Consider the following 26,193-nt stretch of genomic DNA (forward strand, 5'->3'; position numbering starts at 1 on the left):
TAATTAAAAAAATAAGTAAATAAGGATCAAGCTTTAGGAGGACGTAAAATCTCTTGCCAGTATCCGGCTAAATGTTGAGCCTGATAAATACTGCTAAATTGATATGAAATAGGAATAAGTGGGGATTCAACGTCAGGTACAGCTTGCTGCAGAGCTAAATTCACCATTTGGCAATGGACTGGATTACAGTCCTGACAATGCTCACCATGCGAATGAAGAGACTGAGTCATCTTTTGATGACATACGGTCTGATCATTTGCTTGAGTATGCATATTGTTATGCGAAGATTTTTCACTATGACACGGCATAGTATGAAGATCATGTTGCATAGGCGTCTGTGCAATAGACACACCACTCCACCCAATGACGAAAGCCATTAGGAACACAAACCAAGCATACTTGCGTAAGTGTTGTAGAGCCATTGTGATTTATCGCCTAGAGCCGATGAGTGATTTTAATGCCATTAGCATAACGAAGTTTTAAAAGAGATACAATTTTCTATCTTAAATGCTTGTTATAGGGCAATTAAGCAAATGGAGGTTGATGCTGAAGGACTAAATCAATCACCTCTAATGCACCTTCTTGTTCATTACTTACAGTGGTATAAGGCGCCACCGCTTTTAATGCTTCTACTGCATTTTCAACTGCAAACCCATAACCCACAGCTTTAATCATCTGCATATCATTGTTGTTATCACCAATCGCAACCACTTGATTAGGTTCAACCTGCCATTTTTGTAGTAATAAGTTCAAACCGTGTGCTTTATGCTGGTCGGGAAGAATCAAATCGATAAAATTAAAACCACTTGAAACAGGTACCAAAACTTTATCTGCTACAAAACTTTGCTTCTGAAAATGCTCAAAAATCGCAAAGCTTTCGTTTTCCTGAGCGGTAAAAGTAATTTTGCACACTAAGTCATCTAGTGCATAAAAGTCATCTACAACTGTCAGTTTTTCAAAATATCGGGCAACCTTGGCATAGTCCTCTGCGTTCATGCTGCTATGCACATAAGCACTCTGTTTCCCGCAGATCACCATGGTTGAGGTATATGAAGGATCAATCGCTTTTAGAATCTCAATATATTGTTGCTGACTTAAATGAGCAAAAGCTAATTCTTGCCCTGCATCTACAACATGCGCGCCATTTTCTGCAATAAAAGCAATTTCATGACTAATTTCTGGAAAATAGGTAATAAGCTTTGCAAGTTGATTACCACTGGCTACCACAAAATGAATATTATTTTGTTTTAGTTGTTCGTATTGTTTTAAAAAACGTGCTTTGTTGTACTGCTTTTTGGAATTAAGAAAAGTCCCATCCATATCTACCGCTAAAATTTTTACTGTCATTAATTATCGAGGTCTCTTACTAAAAACTTATTAAACCAAATTTAGCTTTATTTTTCATGACACTTTTACAGTTTTATACGTATCTATGCACAAAAAGTTTTACACAGAGCTACATCGTTTTTTGCACAGGTTATTTTTTAGCAAAGCTTAATAAAAAACCAGCTAATAAATTATTCAACACGCATAAAAAAAGAACGCCAAAACGTTCTTTTTCCATCGTTTTTGTCTATAGAATAAACGGTTGATCTAATTTTGTTTATTTTACCAACATCTTATCCATACGGTTATCAACACAGTTATCCATACAGTTATAAACAAAGTTATCCACAAGTCTATTTTAGATTAACTCTATCTTTTTAAGCATTAACACTGCCTACTTTCGCAAGCTCTGCACGCATTTGGTCAATCACAACTTTATAATCGGGTTGACCAAAAATTGCGGAACCGGCAACAAACATATCTGCACCAGCTTCTGCAATTTCACGGATATTTGCAGGGCCAACACCACCATCAACTTCTAAACGAATATCACGACCACTTGCATCGATAATTTTGCGGGCTTCACGTAATTTTTCTAATGTCATTGGAATGAACTTTTGTCCACCAAAACCAGGGTTTACACTCATTATTAAAATTTGGTCAACTTTATCAAGTACATAATCTAGATAATGCAATGGCGTTGCTGGGTTAAAAACTAAACCTGCTTTAGCACCACCAGATTTAATAAGCTGTAATGAACGGTCAATGTGGTGAGATGCTTCTGGGTGGAACGTAATAATATCTGCGCCTGCTTCCAAAAAGTCTCCAATAATACGATCAACTGGAGATACCATTAGATGTACATCAACAGGAGCTGTAATCCCATAGTTTTTTAAAGCCTTACATACACCTGCACCAAAAGTTAAATTTGGAACATAGTGATTATCCATAACGTCAAAATGCACTACATCTGCACCTGCGGCTAACACTTTGTCTACATCTTCGCCTAAACGAGCAAAATCGGCAGATAAAATAGAAGGAGCAATCAAATAAGGCTTGGACATAGGTGAATGACCTGGCTAGAAGTTTAAGGAGAGGCTAAAAATTATAACAAAAAAGAACCTAATTGGCCCGCCCTTCCTTGCTTAAATGACAACATTTCAAACTTGAAACGTAACGTTGCAACAATAGAATGCTAACGGCGAAACGAATTTGTTAAGGTACATTAAACCAATGTGAGGATTGATAATGAAAAGCACAACTCATCTATTAACAAACGATGGAAAACGCATTGCAAAACGTCTAGTTAATCATTGGAAGCACAAATTTGAAGTACAAGAAACTGAACAAGATTTTAAAATCTTAATGCCTACCGCAACAATTACGCTTGCACCAGAAACAGAGCAGTTAAACGTTGCTATTGATAGTCAGTTGGATGACCACAACCACTTAGAAAAAGTGGTGCTTGATCATCTAAACCGTATGGCTCAACAAGAATTTCAAGTTGAATGGCAACACTAAACTAATTAGCCAAATACTTTTTCTAACTGGATTGCATGAAACTGTAAGTGCTCATCCATAAAGGTTTGAATGAAATAATAACCATGGTCATAGCCAGCATGTTGTCTTAAAGTTAAAGGCTGTCCTGCTTTTAAACATGCTTGCTTAAATTTTTCAGGGTGAAGTTGTTCATAAAATTGGTCATCCAATCCCTGATCCACCAAAATTTCGCTAAATATTGCACCATTCTTTGAGACTAAAGCTGTAGCATCATGAGCTAACCAGCTATTGCGATCTGCACCTAAATAATGGCTAAACGCTTTGTTTCCCCATGCACACTCTGTTGGTGCACAGATCGGAGCAAAAGCAGATACCGACTTAAATTTCTCAGGATATTTAAAAGCCAAAGTCAATGCGCCGTGGCCACCCATTGAGTGCCCAAAGATACCAACTTGTTGATCGTTTACAGGAAAGCTTTTTAAAATGAGTGGATATAGCTCATCAATTAAATAACTTTCCATTTGATAATGCTCAGACCAAGGTGCTTCTGTGGCATTAATATAAAAGCCTGCGCCTTGGCCTATATCCCAATGATCCCCTGCCGCAACTTGTTCGCCACGAGGAGAAGTATCTGGGGTAATCAGTATAAGACTAAGTTGAGCTGCCATATGCTGTGCATGTGCTTTAATGGCAAAGGTTTCTTCAGTACACGTTAACCCAGCTAAGTAAAATAGAGTTGAGCAAGCTTTACCTTCTAGAGCTGCTGGTGGTAAATAAACACCAAACTTCGCTGGTCCTTTTAAATAAGAAGATTCAAATTGGTATATACGCTGCTCGCCCTCAAAGCAGCGGTTTTTTTGCAGGAGTTGCATCGTTTTTAGCCTCTGTTTTTGTTTGAGCAATATCTACACTACCCGTATTTTGCTGAGGAAATAGATACTTTTCCAATTGAGGTAGCATAAGTTCCATATTTTTACCGATCATCCACTGAGGTTCCGAAGGTTCAACACCTTGAGCCACTTCCCATTTGGTTACCGTTTGCTTAGCTGTGTTAAACGAATCTTTCATCGACGATTGCTCTCGCATAGCCAAATCAAAGAAAGCTCGACCAAAATAGGTATAGTCAGCTTCGTTATTACACCCAAAAGAAGTTTTATCAGCAGCCGATGCAGTAATAATTAAGGTATCAGGAGACTGTAAAGCAGGAATAAAGCTTCCTGAATAACAGGCTGAGATCACAATTACACGCCAGCGAATACCGGATTTGTCCAGTGTTTCTCGCAACCATTTCGGGTCCACTTGCCCTAAATCTAATGGCGCATTTTCAATTTCGAAGTGATTTTGTTCACCGTGTGAAGTCATATATAAAAATAGTACATCACTATCACGGTTCATTTGCTGGCCCATGCGGCGTAGGGCTAACTCGATACTGGTTTTAGAGGCAATCGGAATTTCTGTGCGGGTATCTGGATTATTAACCAGCATCATCGAACGTCCAATCGTTCCGAAACGTGTATCAAACTGTTCTTTAATACGGACCACTTCCGATTTAAAAACATCTTGATAACTATCACCAGCAACACCTAGAAAATACCAATGGCTTTTGGCGAGCTCACCATATTGAACTTGCTCTAAAGAATCATTTAATAGTTTACTTTGTGCATAAAAAGCATCTTCAGCAAACGTTGGAGCCGTATCTTCTACCTTCCAAATCGGTTGATCTTTTACAGAAAGTTGCCAAACCACCATCGTTGCAATGGTCGCAACCATAACCAGTGCACGTTCCCACCATGGCCACTTAAGCTCACGTGAGAAAACCCAAATTACGGCTAAACTTTGCCACACGAATAAAGCTACAAATAAACTCGGTAAAATTCCGTTATAAATAGCATCGGGAATAAAGTTGAGATAACCGTTAGACCCCAAATACTGGATTAAACATTGAATTAATAAGATATTTGTATCTAGAACCAGCCAAAGTAAAGCAGGAACTAGCATTAAGCGAGGTTGGTTGGTTCGCTGTGATAAGAAAATACCAACAATTAAAGCAATGAATGGCCAAAGCGCATAACCAATTAAACCTTGTGAATTAAAATCACCGATTTGACCAGCTACAAGCCAGCTGTAAAGAGAGTTAGTACACCCCCCTAAAATTCCCCAGACAATAAGCTGAAGAATAGATGGATGCACAATCTGTAAAGAACGTCTTGACCCCAAAAACAGCCACATTCCGGCAATTTGGTTGCTTTTAAAATCATGCCAAAAGTTAATGGAGGGTTTAAGATCAATCATAAAAGGTTTTCAAAAATTTCGTTTTTGACAGGCATCTTAAGTGTATGCCTGCTAAGAATTTTAGCAATCATGCTTTTGAACTATATCACATATATTTGTGCATTATTCAAGCAATAAAACCTAACCTTACATAAGCCTACTGAAAATACGCATCAAAACGACAAGCATCCCCTTGCCATTGATGAGCTGGCTCTTGATTTGCCAAGAAAATAGCATGGCGTGGCCGCTTAACGACTACACGTTTAGCAACTCTCTGTGCCAAAACTAGCAAATTATCCCCCAAATCCATCTCACCATCTTCAGGTAAAAGAAGATGTAAAAGCTGCATTTGTTTTTTGACTTGAGCTTGTTTTTTAATTGCTTGTTGATTTTGGTCGCGCTGTGGGAACATCGGGTCAAGATAGACTACATCAACCGTTTTTGCTTCTTGATGTAATTGCTGTAAATAGCTTGCAGAGTCAGCAAAGATCAGTTGAATACAATCCATAAATTGACTTAAGAATGGATCACATTCCGCCTGAGCTTTTGAATCTTCAAGTAAAGTAAATAAAATCGGATGGCGCTCAACAAGCTGGATTTGGGCACCTAAATAAGCCATAAGTAAGCTGTCATGGCCTAAACCCGCTGTTGCATCAACCAGTACTGGCTTTTCACCTAACTGACAAGCACGGGCAATCATTTCCGATTTAAGACTTGCACGTTTTAAACGTGGAATTTCAGCTTTCCAGTCGGGTTGCATTTTCATGCCATTAGCAGATAACCAAAGTCCGTTTTCATCTACACAAAGGGCAATTTCAGGATTGAAGCGTAAAAACCGTGCATTCAGCTTTTCAATTGGCTTTAAATCGACAGTCACACCTCTAGAACAAAGCACAGCTTGGTAGTGCTGTGCTTGTTCTTGAAAATCTTGTTCAAAATATATATGCATGAGTACTGCCTTTACTTTGCTTTACCCTGATCCGCTATCTTTTTCCACGCATCATCACGTAAATAAACTGGCAAAGCATGCTCGGCATCCACCCATTGCTTTTGTGCAGCATAGACACGTGCAATAGAAGCAATATCCTGTGCAGTTGCAGTGATTGTTTGATGCTCTGCATCAACTTGAAGTAGCTTGGCGCCCGAACCAATTAAGCAATGTTTTGCATAAGCTGCTGCTGGCTCATAGCCCATTAATTTTTCTTCATCAATACACTGCATAATTCCTTGTTCATCTAAAACATAACTTGCAATGTAAACTTCATTCATACGCGCATCGAGCACGGCAGTCACTTGTTCCAAACCTTCAAGTCGGTATGCCGCTTGTGCTAAAGCTTGCAATGTAGAAACTGGAACCACAGGTAAATCTTGTGACCAAGCTAAAGCTTGGGCAACAGCAGCATTAATTCGAACACCACTAAAAGAACCAGGCCCACGGCTAAAGGCAATCGCATCCAAACCAGCAACTTCAAGACCTGTTTGTTGTAGCCCTTGCTCAATCATAGGCAAAATGGTCTGGGTTTGTGCTTTCGCCCGCGTATCGAGTTGAAAAAATAGTTCTTGGGTTTCATCGACTAATGAAATAGAACACTGCTCATTTGCAGTTTCCAACGCCAGCAATTTCATGCACAACCTTAGTATTAAATCAGATTAAAAACGAGGGTTATGATACCCCACTCGGCTCTGATAGGCGAGTTGTTCTCTTTCTAAATAAAAATGCCAAGCTTATGCTTGGCATAGAAAATAACTTATTAAAAACTTTTAAAAGTGAAACTCTTTTAAATCTGCATAGTTCTTAAAGTGTTCAGCATAATGCAATGCACTCAATCGTATTTTTGCGGCACCATCGTCATCTAAAGTTTTGACAATTTTGCCTGGTGAACCCATCACCACTGAATTATCTGGAATTACTTTTCCTTCAGGTATTAAAGCATTAGCACCGATAATACAATTTTTACCAATCACCGCCCGATTTAAAATTACGGCGTTCATACCAATCAAACTATTATCGCCAATCGTACAACCATGCAGCATGACTTTATGACCGACTGTGACATATTCACCAATGTTTAGCTCAAGTCCAGCATCGGTATGTAAGACAGAATTTTCTTGAATATTAGAGAAATCACCAATCCGAACGACACAGTTATCAGCACGAACTACTGCACCAAACCAAATACTGACCTGACGACCTAATTCCACTTGCCCAATAAGTGTTGCAGTTGGAGCAACCCAACCATCCCATGGTTCATGTAATGCTTTTGGGTGCTGTCCTTGATAGCTATACATCATAATTTATCAATCCTGATCTTTATTTTTTATGAGAAAACTTTGGCATTCCAAAGGTTGGTGAGTTGAGTAAAAATGGCCAATCTTTTTGATAACCTAGTCCATATTTAAACAGAGCAACTAACATACGAGCAGTTAACCCCCAGATAATTTCATTATCAATCTGTAAGCTTGGGAAATATAAAGACTGATGAGCATATCGAACTTCATAGGGTGTCGGACGCGTTTCGATCAGTTGCTGTAACGGGACAAAGAAAATTCGATCAATTTCGGTAGGCTGAGGTATTAAAGTGACCTCAGGAGGAATAAGCCCAACGATCGGTTTTACAGACAAACCGCTTCTTGCTCGCTGCATCGGCAAATCACCTAACAACTGTACATCAAACGGATTTAAAGCTGTCTCTTCTTGAGCTTCTCTTAATGCAACAACAATATTACTGGTATCACTAGGATCACGCTTTCCCCCAGGAAAAGAGACTTCCCCCGCATGGTTGTTCATATGTATTGAACGGCGTGTAAGCAGTACCTTAGGATCATTCTCATTCGTAATGGCAATGAGTACTGCAGCTTGTGCTTCTTGTATGCGGGTGGAAAAGCGCAATCTTTGCTGTAACTTTTGTGTTAGCAAGTGCTCTTCCATACCATTCACCTATTATTTTGTCTCTCTTTGCATCATATCTGAAAATCAAAGTTAGGGAATAGAGTTGATGCGTAAGTCTAAAAATTCAGTTATGCTGAGGCATCTCTATACTCGATGATAATTATGAGTTTCTGTGTAGCGTGTGGGCATAAAACCGAACAAAAAATTCCTTTAGGTGATCATAAAGTACGCCGTGTTTGTACTTATTGTGGAAATATTCACTATGAAAACCCCAAAGTAATCTGCGGTGCCTTAGCGTTATGGGAAGATAAAGTATTACTCTGTCGTCGTGCGATTGAACCTCGTTATGGTTTGTGGACATTACCTGCTGGTTATATGGAATTGTTCGAAACCATGGAACAAGGTGCAGCACGTGAAACCCGTGAAGAAGCAGAAGCCGAGATAGAAATAGAACAACTTTATTGCATGTACAATATTCCGCGTATTGGTCAAATTTATGTACTGTTCAAAGCACAGCTGAAAGATGGCATTTTTGGTGCAGGTGAAGAAAGCATCGAGAGTCGCCTGTTTGAAGAACATGAAATTCCATGGGGTGAACTTGCGTTCCCTAGTGTTGAACATACACTAAGACATTATTTTGAAGATCGTAAGAAACAAGTATTCCCAACACATCTTGAAACTTTGGGTACTCGTTTAGACCATACGGGTTAATTAATTAGACAAATAAAAAGACCGATTAGCGGTCTTTTTATTTGTCTCTTATTTTTAAGACTTAGTTTTAATTGCATTACAAGCTGGAATAGACTGATTGGCTAGTTTAATAGACACCGTGCCAGACAAGCGTTGAGCTAAAGCTTTTTCAGCATCTGTTGGTGCTGGGCTAATGTCCTTAATATTATTATAAACAGCTTGATAGAAAGCATAAAGGTTAATCCAACGTGCGGTCTTGTTTTCATAATCACTTAAATTAATACTATTACTGCTGTTTTGACCTGCTAATAAGTTATAGAGGTTAATCTTGGCTCCATTTACCGAAATTGAATCATTTACATTATCATCTGGATTAGTATCCAGTCTCACCACAGAGTTAAGTCCCATCAAAATCCCATTAAGGTTACCTAGCTGAGGATTCGATAAAATCATACGAACAGTAATAGAGCTATCATTATCCGATGACTCTGTTCCACCAGTAGTACCAAGTCGGTATTGTTGCACACCATTACTATCAATTAAGCTGTTGTCTGTTACTGTTGCACATTGACCAGACATATCGGTTGCAGTTGCATTTGGTTTAATATCCGTACGAATATTTCCTTTTTCATCAACAACAATGCCTAAATCGATAGGAGCTATCCCAGTAGTATCAAATCGGAATGTCAAAGTCGCATATAATGGGAAGACATAGCGTTGACCAGAACTCACGTTAGCTGCTGTTTTAAAAATTTCTTTTCCAAGATAACTAATTGGGTTGGCTTTAATAATATCAAGTGAACCCTTATAGTTTTCTGTGCCTACTGTTTGACGCCATAAACCATAATGCTGAATATTTCCTGTGGTCGAGCGTGTTAGTTGTTTATAAAAACCTTCACTTCCCGCAACAGCATAATCGTTCATAAACTTACCTTGATAGATTTGCAAATCATTATTTGCATTGCCATCAACGCTTAAACGTAAGGGTTGAGTCGATTGAATATCTTTTGAAATTGGATTAAGCCAACCATTTTGTTGGGGAGCAACAAGCATTTGCATTGGTTTTGCTTTGGTCCACAATAAAACTGGTGGAGCAACGCCAGTCACGTTTCCGTCCTTATCTTTATATAAAGTAGCATCACCACGCCATTGCAGACCGTAACCCATTGCATAACCTTCACGGTCAGTCAACATGAACATGTTAGCCATCATATGACGTAAATTAGTGGTAGATTTATTAAAGCAATCTGCTAATGCCTGATTACAGCCATAAAAACCCAGCGGTAACGGTGAACTAACAGGATCTACAATACCCGCATAAGTCGCTTCATTTGCTTGAAATAATGCAGCATTTGCTAAGTTTGTGACTTGAACCACGAGTGCATAAGCTTGTGCATCAGACACTTTACTTACATCTAACCAAGGTTTTAGAAGGGTTACATATTGCCCATTCTTCCATTCTGTTGCAGTTATATCTTGTGTCAAACTAGTCAACAGATTTTTCTTATCTTGAGTAAATTGGGTTGGTTGTAAATCACCTACCACATTATCGCCACGTTCAACACCAATACTTTGGAATAACTTAACTAAAGCCATAGCTACTTTAATAGTTGGATCAGCGTTACTCATTGAAGCAGGAGGCTGACCAGTTAATGCTGTAGCCATATCCAAAACTGTTAAATGTGTTGTTCCGTATTTTCCTAATGTATCAAGTTTTATCGTACCTAACGCAATCTTGTGAGTATTGCTACCTTGTAGATAAAGCGTAATTGTTTCATCTGATTTACTGCCACTGATACTACAAGCACCGCCAACCGAGTTACCAACCAATTTAGTAATATAACGCTGATTCGGAGATAAACTACAGTCGAAATTCAAACCTGCTATTGGATAATTTAATTCAAAATTCAGACAGGTTTCATCTGTGGCTTTACAATCCAAATTAGTGGTCGGAATCGTACCACCACCTTGAGTAGGATCTTCATTAATTGTTGAGCCACCACCACCGCAACCATTTAATACAATTGCCAATGTAGATAATGCAAAAGGTAATAAAAAATTTTTACTCATCATCATTCCTATTTATTTTTAACGTAATACCGAAATTTTAATTTGTCCCTGATTAGATAGTTCCTGATCCGGCATATCCACAGCCGAAGATAAAGGCGTTAACATAATATAGTGTGTACGTTCTGGCACCTGTAAAACGCCTAAAATCGATGCATGTTGTAAAATCGTCGCAGGATACGACTTACTTTTAAAACCACTAGCACCTTCTATAACACACCCCTTTTCATCCAAGAAAACAGCGAGGGGCCAATAATATACAGGCTTATCATTGGTTGTAGCATAGGAAGCTACTTGTATATTCTTAATAGAAGAATCTACTTTTACGACTTCGTATTCAAATTTTTCTTTAAGAGGTTTTCTCGGCCATAACCCAACTTCTTTATTCTGGCTTAGCTTTTTAATTGATTTGTTATAGCCATTAATAAAACACAAATCATTTTCAAAAGTGCTTGCTAACTCTTTGTGCGAAAGTCTCACATAAGTAGGAGCTAATACCACAGAAGAAACTTGATCTTCTTGAGATCGATGCAATACGTTATCAAGGATAGACTGACCAACACCTTTTTTACGCTCAATAGATTCAGTACGACCTAAACCATCAGGCATAATATAAAAACGTTTTTTCCCTTCTAAATTAAATTCTTGATTCTCTAAATATTCATTATTAACGTATTCCACACCATCAATGGTAGTGTACTTCGTCTCATCGTTTTTTGGTGATACTGGTGCTGATGAAGTAACGATATCCTTAGACAAGGGTGGAAGTGAATTCGGTTCTATTTTTTCTACAATCTTTTGTTGGGAAGCAGAATCCTTTATCACTGTTTTTTCTTTAGTAGTCGCAAAAGTAGACTTTTGATTAATAATTTTTGATTCTTCTTTGCTTATTTTTGTCTGTTTTGAAACTGTAGATTGTTTCTTTATCAATACAGTTGGTGCAGTTGGTGCAGTTGGTGCAGTTGGTGCAGTTGGTGCAGTTGGTGCAGTTGGTGCAGTTGGTGCAGTTGGTGCAGTTGGTGCAGTATTAGACGATTTCGTAATTGCTTTAGGCAATTCTTTTGATTTTAAAGATGTTTCTGGCAATACTTGCTGTTCTGGACGAGACGGCTTTATCTCTGGATTTGTTAATACCTTAGACGGTGTAACGGTTCGTTCCACCCTTTTACTCGGAACAATCATTGGCCGACCATCAGGACCAATAATCGTATAGAAACCATCCGCATAAATAGCAGAGTTACTTGCTATTGCAACAAAAAAAATCGCAATAGCAAATCTAGGTCGAGACATCCGTTCGCAATTTAATTTTACCATTTTGTTCTATAATTTAACCCGAGTACTGTAACTTTGGTATTGGTTTTAACATCCAAACCGGCATAAGGGTTTAACAGGATATTATCAACTCCCGTTTTATTAGATAAGGTACTAGTCCCTGCTGGGATATTATCGCGGCTGCGTAAGAAACCAACTGAAAGATCCAAATCTGTATCTGCATCAAATCGGTACCCAATACCCAAACCAAATAACTGCGCATTATTAATTGGAATCATGGTATTACGTTTGTCATTTGGAATAGCGCTAGCACGAGGCTCATAACCAGCACGTAACTTCAAACGATCTGTTGCGGAATACTCTAAACCAATACCCCAGCTCCAAGGTGAGGTGAACTTTAGAGGCAAAGCTAATGATGCATCTGTCACATCATTTGATAAAAGTTTGGCAACTTTGAGTAAGGTAATCTGCCTATCAAATTCAAACTTGAACTTATCCCATGCAGAATAATCAGTCCACCCCACATCAAAATTAACTTGCAAATCAGGAAATATTTTATATTTAATCCCTGCTTGGAAATGTGCAGGATATTCCAAGTCCATCGCGGCCAAACCAGATTCAGAGCTTGGTACATTTCCTGGTAAACCGAGAATGGCAGCTAAAACCTGACCTGTAGCTGATGAGTTTAAGCCTTTAATTAATTCTTGAGGAGCCTTAGCATTATTAATTAGGTATTTCCCTTTCATACGCATTTTAGCTGCACTTTGGTAAACCATACCAAAGCCAAAGTCGTCCGTCGGTTCCCACATTAAACCTAAGTTATAGCTTGGGCTTAAAGACTGCTCCATAGAAACTTGAAGTGATCCCATTTTCTTGAATGGATTCATACCTTCTTGAGTATTACATAAGCCAAATAACAATAGATTAGTAATCATATCGTTATTGTCTTTGAAAGGACCACATACTACATCATCAACCATACGCAACACCCCAATCATATCATTGGGAAAACGCAAATCGGTTTTCATAGCAAGAGCGTTATAAGACATCCCCACAGAGGCACCAATCGACAAATGGTCATTTACTTGATAACCAAAAGATGGAGACAAATAAGTAATCCGCTCAACAGCAACTTGCTGCCCCATAAAGTTTCCAGCATTACCATTTTCAGCGCCAAAACCTGCAATTAAAGGTGCATAAATTGCAGTAGCATAGGTCAGCTTTGAACCTGGTGGTTTATAGGCAATCCCTGCGGTAGGAGCAGCGAGTGGATAACCCTCCCCTAAATCAACCATTTTTTTTAGAATTGGAATATATAAGCTAGCGTATTCAACATCACCACGTACAGGGCCTTTAAAATCAGTACAAATATTAGCTGTAACTTCTGGACCATCATTACAAACAAGAGGGTCATCTGAATAGCCAAAAACGTTATAACCAGGGGGTGCCGAAAACTCACGTTGAATATCAAAATTCGCTAAAATTCCTTGCACATCTGTCTGTAACCCATCAATTTTCGCTAAAGCCGCAGGGTTAAAGTGAATTGCACTAATACCAGGCGGATCTGCAGTTACAGCATTCCCCATCGATAGTGAACGAATATCAACAGCTAGGTTTTGTCCTAATTGAGCGTTGGCAAAGCTAGAAAAACCGGAGATCACAATTGCCGCCGTTAAAGGACATAATTTAGGATATTTCACCTGCATATCTCCTTATTTGGTTTTTTTGCCAAAGCCTATAAAATCTAGCGGGAAAGACAGACCAAGTGAAACATCTGGTGCATCTTCTGTTAAACCAATACCCACTGTGCCATTAACAATCGTTTCAGGTGAAACACGTACACCTAAAGCAAATGACAACATCGCGCTACTTTGGTCCGGCGACTTATATGCCTCACCTTTCTCAAACTGAAATTCTGCATCCATGTTAAAGCTTTGTTGATATGACATGGTTAAAGACACATCATAGTTAAACGAGTAAGCAAAACCGAATGAGAAACCACCACTAATGCCGGGGTCAAAAGATGTTAACGTCCTTGAACCACGTGCCTGATTTAAACCCGTTTCTTTAAAACCATAATTGGCAGATGCCGAGGCAAATAACACAACCGGATCGATATATTTACGGGTACTTGCTCCCACCCCAACAGAGTAATATCCCTTACCTGTTGAAAGTTCATCTAAACCAATTTCGTAAGGACTATCCCCAGTTTTTGTTGATAGGTTTCCGAATAGTACTAATGGTAGTCGGCCTTGCTTTAATGGGAAAGGTTCCCAGCGCGCCCCTAAAGAAATATCACCTAAACCCGCTGCAGTTGTATCTCGAACAATTTCAGACTTTGCAACGAAAGGAACAGTTGCTGATAATGTTAAGTTATCTAATACACCATATTGAACGGTAAAACTATTCGTTAAAGTATGGTTCGCATCTTCTTCAATACGTAATCGGTTGAGTTGAGAAGAATTATCAGCTAAAGCTAAATCAATTCGAGTATCACGATAATAGGTATAATCGAGATCGTAATAAGCTGAGAATACGCCTCTTTTAATCAATGAATATTGTCGCTCATTCGAAGTAAATACTTCTTGCAAATTTGTTTCTTGAGTCGCATCCCCTTCTTTCTTCTGTAAGGCAGTTGCGGCTTTATCAGCTCCAGTATTTGCAGGTGTAGAAGCAGGTTCAGTAGTTACGACGTCTGTAACTGGAGTTGTACCCGCTTCTTGAACTGAATCTGTTGCTGATGTTACTACTGATGCTGTACTCGCGTCAGAAACAACTGTGGTGTTTTGAGCTTCAGTTTGTGCGACTTGGTCATTTGCATAAAGTGTGCCCGTAATAGCACTCATACTTAATGCCAACACACTCATCTTCATCCATCGATTATTCATATTTCTTCCCACCTAATGTATTTATTTTACTCAATTCATATTTGATTATTTACGCTTATAGTAAAGACGCATATATGTTTCAATTGGCTGATTATAGGTTGCAGAATTTGGGTCTTTATCCAGTACCCTACGCATAGTTGATGCTTTATTTGCTAAACGGTCATAATTGAATGTTGGATATTGCACATCCACAAAGGCATAACGGTTAACAGTTGCATCTTCCACATGACGCATATCTGAGTCTTTTAAGGCCAGTAGGTCTTTACGTTGAGATTCAGGAACAGAAACAACGAATAATGTATTATTATCCCAAACCTCTTTAAAACGATTTTCATCAAAGCTGATATTCCCTAATGCAGGATCAGCAACATAGACTCTTCCATCTTTATAAGCTTTATATACGACAAAATGTTTAAAACCAGCATAAGAAATTGGAACGATTGCAGGTTGTCCAAGATTGACTAAATCAGAAAACTCCCCTCGATACCCCCCACTTTCTAAACCAATAGCAGTTACAAAGCGCTTCATATCAAGTAGTGAGAAGCTTCGGCGTTCAATAATACGTTGATATTCACCATACTGAAGTAAACCACTCATTGTTTGTTGTTCAGTCAAACTGGTTCCCACATAACCATTTAAAAGTGTAGTAAGAGCAGCTGAACCACAGCTATAGTCATAAGCTTGTCGAACAATACCTCGGAACTGATCTTCTACAGCTGGTTTAATCTGAACTGGTTCAATATGATTACGGCGAAAAGATAAATTACGTGAATCGGCAGTCTCTGTATAATAAACAGTTCCCGGTGGCTTTTTTTCTATTTCGAAGGCTTCTGTCGCAAAGTAATATATCAATGCTGAGCCTAAAGCAATCTCTAACATAAGCACTTGTTCTAAATGGTGACCTACTGGCCTTATTCATTTTATTCTTAGAGCAATAGCTCTACATCCCTGTGTGTTGAAGATACCTTTTTTTTTTGAAAAAAACAGCCTTTTTTTACTTTTTTTTGATGAACGTTTAGTTTTATAAAAATAGAGAGACTTGTGTGATTAATTTAAATCGATTTTTAATTTAACAGCTTATTTTTATCAATAAAAAATATATTTTTATATAGTTTAATTAGACAATTAATAAATAAAAAAAGCGCGTAATAAACGCGCTTTTTTATTAAAAACTCAGATTAGTGACCTGAGATTGTAATTGTAGAAGTTCCTACATTTAAACCTTGAATCTCAAGGTCACCAATCGATGGAGCCGCAGTAGTCGCTGTAGAACCTAAATGTACGCCTTGTACATAAACATTCATACCTTGAGTACTGTTATTTTGAATTTTCAAGCCACTTGGTACAACTGAAATATTTGCATTTACGTCTAAATCACCCGTTGTATTACCTGCGCCACGAACCATAACTTTATCAAGAACAATTTGACCGCCACCCGCAGCGTCATTAATACCAAAGTTAGATAAGGTTAAACCACCTTGTAAGCTTGAATTTACTTTAATCATTGCACCTTGTGGAGTAGAACCTAATTGTACATTCGCTGAAATTGCACCTAGAGACAAATCTAAACCAGAGATAATTTCAGTTGGAGCAGTTTCAGTAATACCACGTACAGCAGTAGTTGTATTTAAAGTACCAGAAGTACCCACACCAATAGAACCAACACTTACATTAACAGCACCCACGTTTGCAGCAACGTTTAAAAACGCGCCGTTTGTACCCGAAGCACCAACGCTGTCAATTTTAAGGTCTAACAAATTAGCAGTTTGATCAACCTGTGTAACCTCTACTCCACTTACTACAATCGCACCCGCAGTTGCTGCAGCACCAGTAATACCTGTAGTAGGGTTTAAACCATCATTATCATGAATAAATACTTTATCGATAGAAATACCGCCAGCACCTAAAGCGATACCGATATTAATACCATCTTGACCTGTAGCAGCACTAAGCGCAGCATCGTCCATTGACTGCATTGCCATTGCATTTGCGCTGATAGCTAAAGAAGAAACTAAAGCAAGTTTAGTAAACATTTTCATTGAGCACTCTCCCAAGAGCATTTATTTTTTGACTTAACCACTCTCATTGTCTCAAATTGCATTTTTCTTTATATGGCAACCGAAACTTCCAATCCTTGAGTAGTTTTGCTTAGCAATTACTAAATTACATCTACGTTAATTTTTGTTCAACTAGTGTTGTGCATTTTTTGCCAACTACCCGACAAACGGTACACTCAAGTTTTTCTACACAAACCTTGCTAAAAACAATAAATTTTAAGTTGAAAATTTCGTTCATTTTATCAGCAAAAAGTTTAGTACTTAAAAGACTTTCTCCTGATGAAGTACAACTTATAGTAAACTAACTACTCTCTCATTAAACACTCTTTTATTTAAAAATGTCTCAGTTAAAGAAAAAAATCTCTTTATATAGTAAAAATGCTGCCGATATTTTAAAAAAATTAGATGGTTTAACTGGGCTTATTTATTTAAATGATAATAAAAACCCAATTATTGGATTTCTTCCGCAAGATTATATTATTATCCAAAATGAAAATTATTTAGAATTTGAGCGCCAAAATTTTAACGAATATAAAAATAGATCAAAATCAAATCAACTTTTAAATTTCATTCAATTTAAAGAAAATAATTTAAGTAAAGATATTAAATCAACAACAAGTTTTATAGGTGGTTATATTGGCTTTATCAGCTATGATTTCAGTGCACATCAATTTATTAATGGGCAAAATCATATACAACCGTCTCTATTCCTAGGCCAATATCGATCTTTTTTAAAATATATAGATAATGACTGGTACTTTTTTAGTGATGAAGAAAATGCAATTGATCTATTCTCATATATTGAAAATAAAATAGAGAATTATGGCTCCAACAACTCTAAAAATATATTTAAATTAAAAACTACTATTCAACCAAGATGGTCTAAAAAACAATATTTCGATGCTTTCTATAAAATACAAGAATATATTAAGGCTGGAGATTGCTATCAAATTAATTTAACCCAAGAGTTTAAAGCTAAATTTTCAGGATCCTTATTAAATAAAGCTGAAGATCTATGGCAACTTACAAATGCTCCATATGCAGGTTATTTAAAATTAGATGATTTTGAATTATTAAGTTGCTCTCCCGAGCTTTTCATCGAATTCAATCAAAATAAACAAATTAAAACTAGACCTATTAAAGGCACAATGCCTCGCTATGAGAATGCAGAAAAAGATTTTATTTCTAAACAAACCTTAAAAAACTCTCAAAAAGACCAAGCAGAAAACGTGATGATTGTCGATTTATTACGTAATGATTTGAGCATTTATGCCAATACAGGATCTGTAAAAACAACAAAATTATTCGAGATTGAAAGTTTTAATCAAGTACATCACATGGTAAGCGAGATCGTTGCGACTCTTAAAGATGATATTAATCCTATGCAAATGCTGCTCTCTGCCTTACCAGGAGGTTCAATCACAGGAGCTCCCAAAATTCGGGCAATGCAGATCATTGAAGAGTTAGAGGAATCAGCAAGAGGTGCATATTGCGGGACATTGGGTTATTTCAATTTTGATGGAACTGGCCGCTGGAATATTCTCATCCGTAGTTTTCAACAATATCAGAATCAGCTTTCTTTATGGGCAGGTGGTGGTATTACGATTGCATCAAATGCAGAAGCAGAATATCAAGAAAGTCTTGATAAAGTCTCTGCTATGCTGAACTTGATGAACAGCACAGCAGAGTAAAATTTAGAGAATATCTTCTTTTAATGTCTGTACTAAACGCTCATTTTGCTCATCAGTTCCTACAGTTATTCGCAAGAATTGATTAATACGAGGCTTATTGAAATAGCGCACAATAATGCCCTGCTCACGTAATTGCTGTGCAAGCTGACCTGCATCATGCGATGGATGTAAAGCAAAAATAAAGTTTGCTTTAGAAGGTAAAACTTTAAAGCCCAAAGTAGTTAATTCATCTACTAGCTTTTCACGACTAGAAATAACTTTTTGACATTGTTCTTCAAAATAAGTTTGATCTTCAAAAGAGGCTACCGCTGCTGCAATTGCAAAACGGTCAATAGGATATGAGTTAAAACTATTTTTGACAGCTTCAAGTGCGGCAATTAAATGAGACTGAGCAATCGCGAAGCCAACGCGTAAACCAGCAAGAGAGCGAGATTTTGAAGTTGTTTGGCACACAACCAGATTCTCATAGCGATTTACTAAACTCACTGCTGATTCTGCACCGAAATCAACATAAGCCTCATCAATGACAACCACTCGATCTGGATTAGCTTTTAAAATTTGTTCGATTTCTGCTAAGCCTAGTGCAATACTTGTTGGAGCATTAGGGTTTGTAATAATAACCCCACCATTTGGTTGTACATAATCTTTAACTTCTATCTCAAAATTATCATTGAGTGGGATTTCTTTAGTCTTTGTACCAAAAAACTGACTATAAACTGGATAAAAGCTATAAGTGATATCTGGATAAAGAATTGGTTCATCTTGAAGAAAAAATGCTTTAAAAATATGAGCAAGTACTTCATCTGAGCCATTACCAACAAAAACTTGTGAAACTTCAATATTCTGTTGCTTAGCAATCGCATGTTTTAATGCCGTAGCATCTGGGTCTGGATATAAACGCAATGCATCAGCCTGATGAGTTAAAATAGCTTGAACTGCTTCAACTACTTTTGGTGATGGCGGATATGGATTTTCATTTGTGTTGAGTTTCAATAAATTCTGAATTTTAGGCTGTTCGCCAGGAACGTACGGCTCTAACTCACGAACTTCTGGACTCCAAAAGCGCATTTGTGCTGTAGATAAAGTCATGGTCTTATCTCAAAAAAGGGCTGAAAATCAGCCCTGAGTAATAATTAAAAAACTACAAGGTTTATAAGCTTATTGATAACGATAGCGAGCTGAGCGTGCATGGGCATCTAAGTTCTCTTGGACAGCTAATATGTCGGCTGTTTTGGCTAACGATTTGACTCCATCTTTCGAACACATAATTAAGCTCGAACGTTTTTGGAAATCATAAACACCTAATGGAGAAGAAAAACGAGCAGTTCCAGAGGTCGGTAATACATGGTTTGGACCTGCACAATAGTCACCAATTGCTTCAGGTGTATAGCGCCCCATGAAAATTGCTCCAGCATGACGAATATCTTCACTCATAGCCTCGGCATCATCTAAGCAAAGTTCCAAATGTTCTGGTGCAACTTGGTTAATTAAATCAATTGCTTCTGCACGGTCTTTGACTAATACCAAAGCACCACGGTTTTCAATCGAAGTTCTCGCAATGTCTGCCTTTGGCAATTCATTTAAATGCTTTTCAATTGCCAACTCTACCGCATTAAGCAAAGCTTCATCAGGAGTAATGAAAATAGCTTGAGCAACTGTGTCATGTTCAGCCTGAGATAAAACATCCATAGCTAACCAATCTGCATTATTTTCACCTTCTGCATATACTAAAATTTCAGAAGGCCCAGCAATCATATCAATACCGACCTGACCGAATACAGCCCGTTTGGCAGCTGCCACAAAACGATTTCCAGGGCCAGTAATTTTATCTACAGGAGGAATGGTTTGAGTACCATAAGCAAGCGCTGCTACAGCTTGAGCTCCCCCAATGGTGAATACTCGACTCACTCCTGCAAGGTAAGCTGCCGCTAGAACCAATGGATTTAGTTCACCGTTTGGTGCAGGAACAACCATAATAATTTCAGGTACACCAGCAACATGGGCTGGCACTGCATTCATTAAAACTGAAGACGGATAAGATGCTAAACCACCTGGTACGTAAATACCCACACGATCTAAAGGCGTAACTTTTTGCCCTAATGTATTACCCAAATCATCTATATAAGTCCAGCTCTCTTGTTTCTGAGCTTCATGAAATGAACGAATACGCTTTGCTGCTAACTCTAGAGCATCACGAATTTCTGGGCTTAAATTATCAAAAGCAGTTTTAAGTTGTTGTTGAGATAATTCTAAATCTGAAAATTGATGCGCAGGATGTCGATCGAACTGTTGAGTAAGCTTTAAAACATGATCATCACCATGCTGACGAACATCAGCAATAATTTGATCTACTGTTTGCACTAAATTAAGATCATTCACAGTTTCAAATGCTAAAAGCTTAGCAAAAACCTGTTTGAAGTTCTGATCTTGAGTCGATAAACGTCGCATCAATTTACCCACAAGGCGAAAAAGAAAAACTAAGTTTACTCTTTTTCTAAGCGCTTGTGGGCATCATCTGAAGCAACTATCACAAAAGCATGATGGGAAATTGCTTTTAACGTGATTGAACAGCTTGCTCGAGCTGTGAAATGATTGGGTTTAATAGCGTTTGCTTACGTTTAAAACTAGCTTTATTTACAATTAAACGTGAAGAGACTTTGCAAATCTCCTCTAATGGCTCAAGACCATTCGCTCTTAGCGTATTACCAGTATCAACCACATCGACAATGTAATCACCCAAACCTACTAAAGGCGCTAACTCCATAGAACCATAGAGTTTGATCACATCGACTTGCTCACCTAAGCTTGCATAATACTGACGAGTAAGATTGACGTATTTCGTGGCAATTTTTAAACGGCCTTTTGGTCGTTCCATTCCCACTTTACCAGCAGTCATTAATTTACACTTAGCAATTTTCAGGTCAAGTAATTCATATACATGCTGAGCACCGTGTTCCATCAACACATCTTTACCTGCTACACCTAGATCTGCTGCGCCATTTTCTACATAGGTAGGCACATCAGATGCACGTAAAATCAAAATACGTACTTGCTTATGCGTAGTAGGAAAAATCAGTTTGCGGGACTTTTCCGGATCTTCAAGCAAATTAATACCCGCTGTAGCTAGTAAAGGTAACGTCTCTTTTAAGATACGCCCTTTACTGAGTGCCAAGGTCAAACCATGATCAAAATTGCCCATCACATCAAAATTAGGATCATCGTTTCTTACATCATTCATTAACTTACTCGCTTAATTTTGGCACCTAAACCTTGAAGTTTCTCTTCGACATGCTCATAACCACGGTCAATATGGTAGATACGATCAATTAAGGTATCTCCTTCTGCCACTAAAGCTGCCAAAACTAGAGAGAACGAAGCACGCAAATCTGTTGCCATTACAGGTGCAGCCTGTAAAGTTTCTACTCCCGTTACGACAGCATCGTGACCTTCAACCTGAATATTAGCACCCATGCGTGACAATTCAGGAACATGCATAAAACGATTTTCAAAAATCGTTTCAGAGATAGTTGCAAATCCACGACCAATAGCATTTACAGCCATAAGCTGAGCTTGCATATCTGTTGGAAACTCTGGATGTGGCAAAGTTCTAAAACTTACAGCTTTAGGGCGTTTGCCTAACATATCAAGTTCGATCCAGTCATCACCACGAGTGACTTCGGCACCCATTTCTTCAAACTTATCCAAAACAGATTCAAGTAATGCAGGGTCGGTATGTGTAGTTTTGACACGACCGCCCGTAATTGCCGCAGCTGCCAAATAAGATCCCGTTTCGATACGATCAGCTACCACAGCATATTCACAGCCATGCAAACTTTCTACTCCAGTTACAACAAGAGTATCAGTATCAAGTCCTTCAATCTTAGCGCCCATTTTAATGAGCATTTGAGCAAGGTCAGTGATCTCAGGCTCACGAGCTGCATTACGAATAGTCGTAACACCATCAGCCAGTGCAGCAGCCATCAAGATGTTTTCAGTACCACCAACGGTAACCATATCAAAAACAACTTCGCCGCCTTTTAAACGACCTTCAACTGAAGCATGGACATAACCATTTTCAACTTCAATATGTGCACCTAAAGCTTCTAAGGCTTTTAAATGCTGATCAACTGGACGTGATCCAATTGCACAACCACCTGGTAAAGAAACTTTCGCATTACCGTAACGCGCTAATAATGGTCCTAAAACCAAAATTGAGGCGCGCATTGTTTTTACTAGTTCATATGGAGCAAACTGATTATCTAAAGTAGAGGTATCAGCTTTTACTGTGTCATTTTCATAGCCGATTGTAACCCCTAAACCACCAATCAACTTGACCAAAGTATTTACGTCTTTAAGATTTGGAACATTAGTGATCGTAATTGGAGAGTCTGCAAGAATAGTTGCAGCAAGTAATGGTAAAGCTGCATTTTTAGCACCAGAAATGCGCACTTCCCCGTCGAGCTTAACACCACCCGTAATTAAAAATTTATCCATTAATATTTAAGCTCCGAAAAGGCTTGCTTTACGCCATTCATCTTTGGTCATTGCACGAATTGTTACCGCATGAACTTCGCCACTTGCAATATAAGTATTTAATGGTGCATAAACTAATTGTTGGCGAGCAACAGTACGCTTACCGTCAAATTGATCATCCACAATACGGAGGTCAAATTTTCCGGCCTGTCCGCTCACCGCTACTTCCGCTTCAGGGAAAGCTTCTTTTAAAATTTGAGTGAGCTGTTCACTATTCATTGCAAAGACCTCTGACACAACCTAAGGTGTAAAACGAAGTATTTTACTATAACTTTTTCAAAGAATTCAGTACGTGTTTATATTTTATCAATAAAAAAGAGGCTATGTTTCAAGCCTCTTTCAATTATATAAAACTTATTAAATAGAAACAGCAACTTGCGAATAAGTGCACTGCATTTTCCGATATTTTAATAATTGTTTTTTTAATTTTTCAGTTAGTTTTTTAATTGAAGTATACATATCATCAGCAGTTGCCTGAGCAAACAACTCAATTCCCGGCAATCTTACAATAGCCTCTGCAACATGGTTCGAACTACCTTTATGAGAGCGCTTATCAATTTGATGATCTTTTGTTAATTTAATCTGCATACTATTCACCTGATCTAAGTGTTTTGTTAACTGATTAAATTTTGATTTAATATTTTCTTCTATAGCTGGTGTAATTGCTAAATGATGTCCACGAATCGTTATTTGCATAATTCTATCCCTCACCTTTTTTAGGTTATCTAAAGAAGAACTAAAACGATTTAATGCTATCAAAAAGAAAACTTAGAACAATTAAACCATTTTAGTTACTCTCTTGGTGAAAATGAAATTTCATTATTTCGTCATAATGAATCTCTAGAATAGCCATACTTCAAAATTCAGATCAAGACTTTTCTTTCAGACGACGAAGGAATATGTAACGATTCTCGATATTTTGCGACCGTTCTTCGAGCCACTTCAATTCCCTCATCCTTTAACAATGTAGCAATTACATTATCTGACAAAGGCTTACGTGGATTTTCGTTGGCGACTAGCTTCTTAATCATTGCCCGAATTGCGGTGGAAGATGCCTCTCCCCCTGCTGTTGTTCCTACATGGCTAGAGAAAAAATATTTCAACTCAAATAGACCACGAGGCGTAAGCATATATTTATTTGTAGTTACACGAGAAACTGTAGATTCATGCAATTCGACTTCTTCTGCCACGTCTCGAAGAACTAGCGGCTTCATCGCTTCCGGGCCTATTTCCAAAAAAGCTTTTTGATGCTCTACGATACAAGAAGCTACTTTTAATAACGTTTTATGCCTTTCATCAATACTTTTGATAAAGTTTTTCGCCTCAAGCATTTGGTTACGTAAATATAAATTATCCTCACTCTGATCTGCTCTACGAATCATACTAGAGTAAAAAGAATTAATTCTTAATTTAGGAAGTACATCTGGGTTTAGCTGAACCTGCCAATGTAAATCTTTTTTTGAAACCACTACATCGGGAATTTGATAATCAGATTCTTGCTTATCAAAATCCATACCAGGATAAGGTTTTAACGTTTTTAAAAGATTGATTGCAAACTTTAATTGGTCTTTCGTTAAACCAGTTTGTTTGAGTAATTTATTAAGATCATTGGCTATCAAAAGCTCATAATACTGTAATAGATTTTTTGCCTCGTTTAGATATTCAACATCTTTGGGCAGAAACTCTAGCTGTATTTTTAAACACTCCGCTAAATTACGCGAACCAATCCCTAAAGGATCAAGTCGTTGAATGTGTTTTAAGACAACTAAAACCTCATCTTCTTCGATCTCTTCCTCAATATCCATTTCATTCAATAATTGTTGTGCCGCTAAAATTATTTCTTCAATTTCAGCATCTAAAAACCCTTTATCATCTAATGCATCAACAATACAATAAGCAATTAATTGATCTATTTTAGAAAAATGCAAAAGGTTAACTTGTTCTAGAATATGCTCCTTTAGCGATAATTGAACTTGGCGATTATCCTCTCGCTCTTCAAATTCTGGAGTAGCCAAAGCTGTTGATTGATGGGTATAAACATCATCCCACTCAGTATCAACGGGTAAATCATCAGGCAAATGATCTGCATTTAGCTCAGTCGTTAAGTCATCCGATTCTTTATTTTCTAATGCAGCCAGACTCTCCGTTAGTGATTCTTCTTCTATTTTTTCAAGTAAAGGATTACTATCTAGTTGAATCTGAATTTCCTGTTCAAGCTCTAAACTAGAGAGTTGTAACAAACGAATCGCCTGCTGCAATTGAGGTGTTAACGATAGAGAATTCGCTACTTTCAATCCAACAGATAATTTCATATATTTCATTTTCCATAAAACAAGCAAAAATCATGCCTATTCAATATTTATAACATATAGTCTCTATTTGTCATACATATCCAACTGAAATTTGTAGAAGAAAAAAGAGATTTTTCCAATTATAAAAATAATCTTATTAAATTAATTCTATCAAACATAGTTCCCATATGATGTCAGACGCGAAATCTTGTTATAAAAAGTTAATTAGGAGAAGCTAGCCCTCTTTTAATTTTGTTTAATTGATTACTCTTCGGTTGTATAGTTTTTTCTATTAAATTTAAAGATTTCAACTCATAGCTTACTATTTTATATTTATTCCCCGCACATATATTTTTTATCACAATAAAAAAACACCCCTATTCATTAGAATGGGGGTGTTTAGAATAATGAGCTGGCGATGACTTACTCTCACATGGGTAACCCCACACTACCATCAGCGCTAAGAGGTTTCACTTCTGAGTTCGGGAAGGGATCAGGTGGTTCACTCTTGCTATGGTCGCCAGCACAACTGGTATGGATACTTGCTTCGTTTTATTCACTGTGTGATACGTTGCGTTTTCCAAATCTTTACAGATGGGCTGATTGGTCTGATTTTTCGTTGTTCATTTTAGCTAAGTGTTTAACTAAATCAAGTTGCTTTGCATGTTTATGAATCGATTGATGCTTCATATACAACTGCTTGGGTGTTGTATAGTC

Annotated in this window: 25 protein-coding genes and 1 rRNA gene; 3 read left to right on the top strand and 23 right to left on the bottom strand. The window is 37.7% G+C overall.

What is annotated here, in order from left to right:
• Positions 1-26 precede the first annotated feature (26 nt).
• The 3 genes from J580_RS12140 to rpe all read right to left on the bottom strand — a co-directional run bounded on the left by J580_RS12140 (position 27) and on the right by rpe (position 2,390).
• A complete protein-coding gene (locus J580_RS12140; RefSeq protein WP_002115904.1) occupies positions 27-422 on the bottom strand; it encodes a hypothetical protein in 396 nt (131 codons plus the stop codon).
• 103 nt (positions 423-525) lie between these two features.
• Positions 526-1,347, bottom strand: coding sequence for a Cof-type HAD-IIB family hydrolase (locus tag J580_RS12145; RefSeq protein ID WP_005803356.1), 822 nt, complete (start codon positions 1,345-1,347; stop codon positions 526-528).
• 356 nt (positions 1,348-1,703) lie between these two features.
• The gene (gene rpe, locus J580_RS12150) at positions 1,704-2,390 is read right to left on the bottom strand and encodes a ribulose-phosphate 3-epimerase (RefSeq protein ID WP_032004342.1); all 687 of its coding nucleotides are present in this window, start codon (positions 2,388-2,390) and stop codon (positions 1,704-1,706) included.
• Between the two features lie 184 nt (positions 2,391-2,574).
• Here rpe and J580_RS12155 point away from each other — a divergent pair, with 184 nt between their 5' ends.
• Positions 2,575-2,847, top strand: a complete 273-nt coding sequence (locus tag J580_RS12155) for a DUF2218 domain-containing protein (RefSeq protein ID WP_000843456.1) — start codon at positions 2,575-2,577, stop codon at positions 2,845-2,847.
• A 5-nt stretch (positions 2,848-2,852) separates the two neighbouring features.
• Here the strand turns inward: J580_RS12155 and fghA are convergent, their stop codons facing one another.
• The 6 genes from fghA to J580_RS12185 all read right to left on the bottom strand — a co-directional run bounded on the left by fghA (position 2,853) and on the right by J580_RS12185 (position 8,035).
• Positions 2,853-3,698: an S-formylglutathione hydrolase gene (gene fghA, locus J580_RS12160; RefSeq protein WP_032004343.1), complete on the bottom strand. Its 846-nt coding sequence runs from the start codon at positions 3,696-3,698 to the stop codon at positions 2,853-2,855.
• Complete coding sequence (locus J580_RS12165) at positions 3,667-5,118, bottom strand: C13 family peptidase (protein ID WP_032004344.1); 1,452 nt, start codon at positions 5,116-5,118, stop codon at positions 3,667-3,669. Before J580_RS12165 ends, fghA begins: the two co-directional genes overlap by 32 nt.
• Positions 5,119-5,254: 136 nt before the next feature.
• Positions 5,255-6,046, bottom strand: a complete 792-nt coding sequence (locus tag J580_RS12170; RefSeq protein WP_032004345.1) for a class I SAM-dependent methyltransferase — start codon at positions 6,044-6,046, stop codon at positions 5,255-5,257.
• Positions 6,047-6,057: 11 nt separating this feature from the next.
• Entirely contained in the window at positions 6,058-6,723 is a 666-nt protein-coding gene (gene tsaB, locus J580_RS12175) for a tRNA (adenosine(37)-N6)-threonylcarbamoyltransferase complex dimerization subunit type 1 TsaB (protein ID WP_005071228.1), read from the bottom strand.
• A 135-nt stretch (positions 6,724-6,858) separates the two neighbouring features.
• The gene (locus J580_RS12180; RefSeq protein ID WP_079748263.1) at positions 6,859-7,386 is read right to left on the bottom strand and encodes a gamma carbonic anhydrase family protein; all 528 of its coding nucleotides are present in this window, start codon (positions 7,384-7,386) and stop codon (positions 6,859-6,861) included.
• 22 nt (positions 7,387-7,408) lie between these two features.
• A complete protein-coding gene (locus tag J580_RS12185) occupies positions 7,409-8,035 on the bottom strand; it encodes a CoA pyrophosphatase (RefSeq protein ID WP_014208431.1) in 627 nt (208 codons plus the stop codon).
• Between the two features lie 114 nt (positions 8,036-8,149).
• Between J580_RS12185 and J580_RS12190 the strand changes: the two genes are divergently transcribed.
• Positions 8,150-8,698, top strand: a complete 549-nt coding sequence (locus tag J580_RS12190) for an NUDIX hydrolase (protein WP_032004346.1) — start codon at positions 8,150-8,152, stop codon at positions 8,696-8,698.
• Positions 8,699-8,752: 54 nt separating this feature from the next.
• On the opposite strand, the gene J580_RS12195 is transcribed toward J580_RS12190, so the two are convergent.
• The 6 genes from J580_RS12195 to J580_RS12220 all read right to left on the bottom strand — a co-directional run bounded on the left by J580_RS12195 (position 8,753) and on the right by J580_RS12220 (position 16,943).
• Positions 8,753-10,753 (bottom strand): protein FilF, encoded by a 2,001-nt coding sequence (locus tag J580_RS12195; protein WP_081403622.1) that lies wholly within the window; start codon positions 10,751-10,753, stop codon positions 8,753-8,755.
• Positions 10,754-10,765: 12 nt separating this feature from the next.
• Complete coding sequence (gene filE, locus J580_RS23535; protein ID WP_155762375.1) at positions 10,766-12,034, bottom strand: putative pilus assembly protein FilE; 1,269 nt, start codon at positions 12,032-12,034, stop codon at positions 10,766-10,768.
• A gap of 17 nt (positions 12,035-12,051) precedes the next feature.
• Positions 12,052-13,716, bottom strand: coding sequence for an OmpP1/FadL family transporter (locus J580_RS12205; RefSeq protein WP_032004349.1), 1,665 nt, complete (start codon positions 13,714-13,716; stop codon positions 12,052-12,054).
• 12 nt (positions 13,717-13,728) lie between these two features.
• A complete protein-coding gene (locus tag J580_RS12210; RefSeq protein WP_068791275.1) occupies positions 13,729-14,904 on the bottom strand; it encodes a hypothetical protein in 1,176 nt (391 codons plus the stop codon).
• A 45-nt stretch (positions 14,905-14,949) separates the two neighbouring features.
• The gene (locus J580_RS12215; protein ID WP_032004351.1) at positions 14,950-15,783 is read right to left on the bottom strand and encodes a C39 family peptidase; all 834 of its coding nucleotides are present in this window, start codon (positions 15,781-15,783) and stop codon (positions 14,950-14,952) included.
• A 299-nt stretch (positions 15,784-16,082) separates the two neighbouring features.
• Entirely contained in the window at positions 16,083-16,943 is an 861-nt protein-coding gene (locus J580_RS12220; RefSeq protein ID WP_032004352.1) for a DUF6160 family protein, read from the bottom strand.
• A gap of 356 nt (positions 16,944-17,299) precedes the next feature.
• Here J580_RS12220 and J580_RS12225 point away from each other — a divergent pair, with 356 nt between their 5' ends.
• Entirely contained in the window at positions 17,300-18,652 is a 1,353-nt protein-coding gene (locus J580_RS12225; RefSeq protein WP_032004353.1) for an anthranilate synthase component I family protein, read from the top strand.
• Positions 18,653-18,655: 3 nt separating this feature from the next.
• Here J580_RS12225 and hisC read toward each other — a convergent pair whose 3' ends face one another.
• The 8 genes from hisC to rrf all read right to left on the bottom strand — a co-directional run bounded on the left by hisC (position 18,656) and on the right by rrf (position 26,001).
• Positions 18,656-19,741 carry a histidinol-phosphate transaminase gene (gene hisC / locus J580_RS12230; RefSeq protein ID WP_032004354.1) on the bottom strand — a complete coding sequence of 362 codons (1,086 nt, stop codon included), beginning with the start codon at positions 19,739-19,741 and terminating at the stop codon, positions 18,656-18,658.
• A 69-nt stretch (positions 19,742-19,810) separates the two neighbouring features.
• Positions 19,811-21,100: a histidinol dehydrogenase gene (gene hisD / locus J580_RS12235; RefSeq protein WP_032004355.1), complete on the bottom strand. Its 1,290-nt coding sequence runs from the start codon at positions 21,098-21,100 to the stop codon at positions 19,811-19,813.
• 106 nt (positions 21,101-21,206) lie between these two features.
• On the bottom strand, positions 21,207-21,890 hold the full coding sequence (gene hisG / locus J580_RS12240; protein WP_005071248.1) for an ATP phosphoribosyltransferase: 684 nt from the start codon (positions 21,888-21,890) through the stop codon (positions 21,207-21,209).
• Positions 21,890-23,146 carry a UDP-N-acetylglucosamine 1-carboxyvinyltransferase gene (murA, locus tag J580_RS12245; protein ID WP_002115380.1) on the bottom strand — a complete coding sequence of 419 codons (1,257 nt, stop codon included), beginning with the start codon at positions 23,144-23,146 and terminating at the stop codon, positions 21,890-21,892. Before murA ends, hisG begins: the two co-directional genes overlap by 1 nt.
• A gap of 6 nt (positions 23,147-23,152) precedes the next feature.
• Entirely contained in the window at positions 23,153-23,404 is a 252-nt protein-coding gene (ibaG, locus tag J580_RS12250; RefSeq protein WP_002115399.1) for a BolA family iron metabolism protein IbaG, read from the bottom strand.
• A gap of 138 nt (positions 23,405-23,542) precedes the next feature.
• Positions 23,543-23,881: a ribosome hibernation-promoting factor, HPF/YfiA family gene (hpf, locus tag J580_RS12255; protein WP_005071251.1), complete on the bottom strand. Its 339-nt coding sequence runs from the start codon at positions 23,879-23,881 to the stop codon at positions 23,543-23,545.
• 167 nt (positions 23,882-24,048) lie between these two features.
• Positions 24,049-25,497 (bottom strand): RNA polymerase factor sigma-54, encoded by a 1,449-nt coding sequence (locus J580_RS12260; RefSeq protein WP_016803219.1) that lies wholly within the window; start codon positions 25,495-25,497, stop codon positions 24,049-24,051.
• 389 nt (positions 25,498-25,886) lie between these two features.
• Positions 25,887-26,001 (bottom strand): 5S ribosomal RNA (gene rrf / locus J580_RS12265).
• Between the last annotated feature and the right edge of the window lie 192 nt (positions 26,002-26,193).

Origin of the sequence: Acinetobacter sp. 1542444, from assembly GCF_000581835.1 — a bacterium.
GTDB classification, from domain to species: Bacteria; Pseudomonadota; Gammaproteobacteria; order Pseudomonadales; family Moraxellaceae; genus Acinetobacter; species Acinetobacter pittii.